The following is a 3,423-nucleotide window of genomic DNA, read 5'->3' as shown; positions in this document are numbered from 1 at the left end:
GCCGCAGCCGCCGGGCCGGGTGTGCCGTGTGTCAGCCCTGACGCCAGGGCAGACCATCCTTTTTCCACCCCGCGACCGTGCCGCGATGCGCCTGGTCGTCGGGCGGCCCTTCGAACCCGTCAGCGACGTTGAACACCTGCGTAAAGCCGCCCTGCCGCGCCGCGAGAGCCGCCGCGCGGGACCGCGCGCCGGAGCGGCACAGGAAATAGATCGGCATGCCGGGCTGCAGGCCCGCAGCCGCGAGCTGTTCGACGAAGCTGCCGTTGGGGCGGCCGTCGAGAGACTGCCAACTGACCGGCACCATCTGCTTGCCGATCTCCGACAGGTCGGCGAAGCCCACGAAGGTCCACTCGGCGTCGGTGCGCACATCCACCAGTTGCGCCTGCGGATCGGTCTTCAGGGCCTGCCATGTGGTCAAGGGCGATACGTCTTCGATCATCTTGTTTCTCGTCGGCAGAATGAACATGGTAACGGGCCTCGGATGCGCAGCGCGGCAGACACCGCGATGCGCGCCCCATGACCGCGAACGACGACAAGGTGATGCCATATGGTCCATGATGCAAACCCCGCCCTTCCCGGCTGGCGTGCGGCGAGCGCCGATATGGCGGGCGCGATCGGCGGCACGCCGCTGATCCGTCTTGCCCGCGCCTCCGACGCCACCGGCTGCACGATCCTGGGTAAGGCGGAGTTCATGAACCCCGGTGGGTCGGTCAAGGACCGGGCCGCGCTGGCCATCATCACCGCCGCCGAACAGCGAGGCGCTCTCAAACCCGGTGGGACCATCGTCGAAGGCACGGCCGGCAACACCGGCATCGGCCTGACGCTGGTCGCCAATGCCCGCGGCTACCGCAGCATCATCGTCATGCCCGAGACGCAGAGCCAGGAGAAGATCGACTTCCTGCGCATGATCGGGGCCGACCTGCGGCTGGTGCCCGCCAAGCCGTTCCGCGATCCGGGCAACTACGTACACGTCTCGCGCCGTATCGCCGAGGAGACCGGCGCGCTCTGGGCCAACCAGTTCGACAACACCGACAACCGCGACGGCCACCGCGCCACGACTGCGCCCGAGATCTGGCAGCAGACCGGCGGCCGGGTGGATGCGTTCACCTGCGCCTGCGGGACTGGCGGGACGCTGGCCGGCGTCGCCCTCGGCCTGGGCGAAGCCGCCGTTGCGGCCGGCGTGGCACGGCCGAGGATCGTGCTCGCCGATCCGGAAGGATCAGGTCTGTACGGGTGGGTCAAGGACAACGATTTGAGCGTGTCCGGCTCCTCCATCACCGAAGGAATCGGACAGTCGCGCGTGACGGGCAACCTCGAGGGCATCACCATCGACGATGCCGAACGCATTCCCGACGCCGAAGCCCTGGACCTGATCTACGACCTGTTGATCCAGGAGGGCCTGTCGGTCGGCGGCTCGTCCGGCATCAACGTCGCGTCGGCGATCCGCACCGCCCGCAAACTCGGCCCGGGGAAGACGATCGTCACCATCCTGTGCGACGGCGGCGCGCGTTATCAGTCCAAGCTGTTCAACCCGACCTTTCTTCGCGACCGGAACCTGCCGGTCCCCGCATGGCTGGCATAAGCCCCGCCCTCGTCTACCTCCCCGCAGCCATTGCCGAGATTTCGGGATGCTACGCGCTATGGGCCTGGTTGCGTCTGGGGCGCTCGGCCCTGTGGCTGATACCCGGCGCCGGGGCGCTGGCCGCGTTCGCAACGCTTCTCGCGCTCAGCCCAGCCGATAACGCCGGCCGGGCCTACGCGACCTATGGCGGCATTTATATCGCCGCGAGCGTCCTGTGGTCGTGGTGGGTGGACGACGTCGTGCCGGACCGCTGGGATATCGGTGGGGCCGCCGTCTGCCTGGCGGGAAGCGCGCTGATCCTGTTCGGCCCACGCAGCGGCTAAGCCCTGAGCCCCCGACCGACGCGGTGGCCCCGAGCCGGGCGTCAGTCCGCGCCGGCGGAGGGTTTCAGGGCACGGTCATCGTGACCCGGTCCCCTCTCGGCATCCGGTGCCGGGGCGGCCTCGCCTCGCTTGGCGGCCCGTTCCGCCGCGGTCTCGCCCATCAGCAGGGCGACCAGCACAACGCAGAGCAGACCGCAGCCCGCAAGGGCCTGAAAGGCGATCCGGGTGGAATAATGATCGGCGGCAAAACCGGCGACCGTGGTGCTCAGGCTCGCCCCCGCACCCATGGCCAGGCCCAGCACCCCCATACACAGGTTGAACCGACCGTTCTCGCGCGTCAGGTCCGCCGTCACCAGTGGCATCATCACACCGAACGCCGGTGAGCTGATGCCGTCCAGCAGCTGGATGGCGACGACCAGCACCGGATCGGCGGTCATGCTCAGCAAAAGCCCGCGCAGCGGCAGCGCGGCGAAGGTCAGCAGCATGATGGGACGACGACCGATGACCTCCGCATAGCGCCCGATCAGCGGCGACAGTGCCGCGCCCACCAGCTGCGGCAGCAGGATACACCCCGCGATCACCAGCTCCGCCGTTCGGCCCGCCTCCTTCGTGACCTGACCGGCGGCCAGCGGCAGCATTGCGGCATTGGCCAGATGGAACGTGATGACGCAGAGGGCGAACCCCAGCAGACGCCGGTCGGACAGCAGTGCCACCACCGATCCGCGCGCCGCCGGCTCCGGGGTTCCTTCGGCGATGGCCGCAACGCTTGGCGCCGCTTCTTCCTTCGCCGGCGGCCGTTCGACCATCTGCAGCGCGATCAGGCCCGGCACGGCCATAAGCGCACCCAGAAAGAACGTGGCCCGCGGCGATACGTAAAAGCCCACCGCGCCCATCAAACCGGAGGCAATGGCGTTGCCGACCGAGGCAAAGCTCGCGCTTCGACCGAACCGCTGCCCCAGCGCGCCCGGCTGCACCGACACCCCGGCACGCAACGCGGCACTCGCCACGACAGACAGTGTGATCGCCTGGATAGCCGGGTTGAGCGTGCAACTGGCCAGCCCGTGCAGAATTTCGGCCACCGCCACCGGAATCTGTTGCGGTAACATGCCCAGCAGCAAGCAGGACAGGATCACGGCGATAATCGACGCGTTGGCCACCAGACGCTTGTTGTGTAATGCGTCGACCAGAAGGCCGGCCGGCACCTGGCTGACCATACCGGTGATCGAGCCGATGCTCAGCGCGACGCCGATCTGACCCTGGGTCCAGTGGGCGCCGGTCAGATAGACAGCGACGAACGCACCGAAGGCGGCCTGAAGATTGGCAACGAAAAAGTTGAGCCAATCCAGGCCGACCTGGCTGTTGACGGGCAACCGCCGCATCAGCGGGCGGCCAGACCCGGCGTTGCGGGGGCGCCGCGCGCGATAGGGGCAGGCGGCATGGTCAGCGGCTCATCAGGCCGCGCGGCTGACGCGGTTCGTTCTCCTGCGCGCCCGGCAGTTGGGCATGGCGACCGGCGGT

The 3,423-nt window shown here is 68.6% G+C and carries 4 protein-coding genes; 2 read left to right on the top strand and 2 right to left on the bottom strand.

Features of this window, described 5'->3' with window-relative positions:
• Window positions 1-31: 31 nt before the first annotated feature.
• On the bottom strand, window positions 32-439 hold the full coding sequence (locus HUK82_RS15380) for a rhodanese-like domain-containing protein (protein WP_176614780.1): 408 nt from the start codon (window positions 437-439) through the stop codon (window positions 32-34).
• A gap of 108 nt (window positions 440-547) precedes the next feature.
• Between HUK82_RS15380 and HUK82_RS15375 the strand changes: the two genes are divergently transcribed.
• Together HUK82_RS15375 and HUK82_RS15370 are read left to right on the top strand one after the other, a co-directional pair.
• The gene (locus HUK82_RS15375) at window positions 548-1,582 is read left to right on the top strand and encodes a cysteine synthase A (RefSeq protein ID WP_176614779.1); all 1,035 of its coding nucleotides are present in this window, start codon (window positions 548-550) and stop codon (window positions 1,580-1,582) included.
• Complete coding sequence (locus HUK82_RS15370) at window positions 1,570-1,905, top strand: YnfA family protein (RefSeq protein ID WP_176614778.1); 336 nt, start codon at window positions 1,570-1,572, stop codon at window positions 1,903-1,905. Before HUK82_RS15375 ends, HUK82_RS15370 begins: the two co-directional genes overlap by 13 nt.
• Before the next feature lie 41 nt (window positions 1,906-1,946).
• Here HUK82_RS15370 and HUK82_RS15365 read toward each other — a convergent pair whose 3' ends face one another.
• The gene (locus tag HUK82_RS15365; protein ID WP_176614777.1) at window positions 1,947-3,284 is read right to left on the bottom strand and encodes an MFS transporter; all 1,338 of its coding nucleotides are present in this window, start codon (window positions 3,282-3,284) and stop codon (window positions 1,947-1,949) included.
• Window positions 3,285-3,423 lie beyond the last annotated feature (139 nt).

The organism is Ameyamaea chiangmaiensis (assembly GCF_013376175.1).
In the GTDB taxonomy this organism is placed as follows: Bacteria; Pseudomonadota; Alphaproteobacteria; order Acetobacterales; family Acetobacteraceae; genus Ameyamaea; species Ameyamaea chiangmaiensis.
This window is presented reverse-complemented; position numbering and strand designations above follow the sequence as displayed.

Excerpts from the sequence above, each read along its gene's own strand:
- HUK82_RS15380 (WP_176614780.1), bottom strand. The coding sequence starts at position 439 with ATGATCGAAGACGTATCGCCCTTGACCACATGGCAGGCCCTGAAGACC.
- HUK82_RS15375 (WP_176614779.1), top strand. The coding sequence starts at position 548 with ATGGTCCATGATGCAAACCCCGCCCTTCCCGGCTGGCGTGCGGCGAGC.
- HUK82_RS15370 (WP_176614778.1), top strand. The coding sequence starts at position 1,570 with ATGGCTGGCATAAGCCCCGCCCTCGTCTACCTCCCCGCAGCCATTGCC.
- HUK82_RS15365 (WP_176614777.1), bottom strand. The coding sequence starts at position 3,284 with ATGCGGCGGTTGCCCGTCAACAGCCAGGTCGGCCTGGATTGGCTCAAC.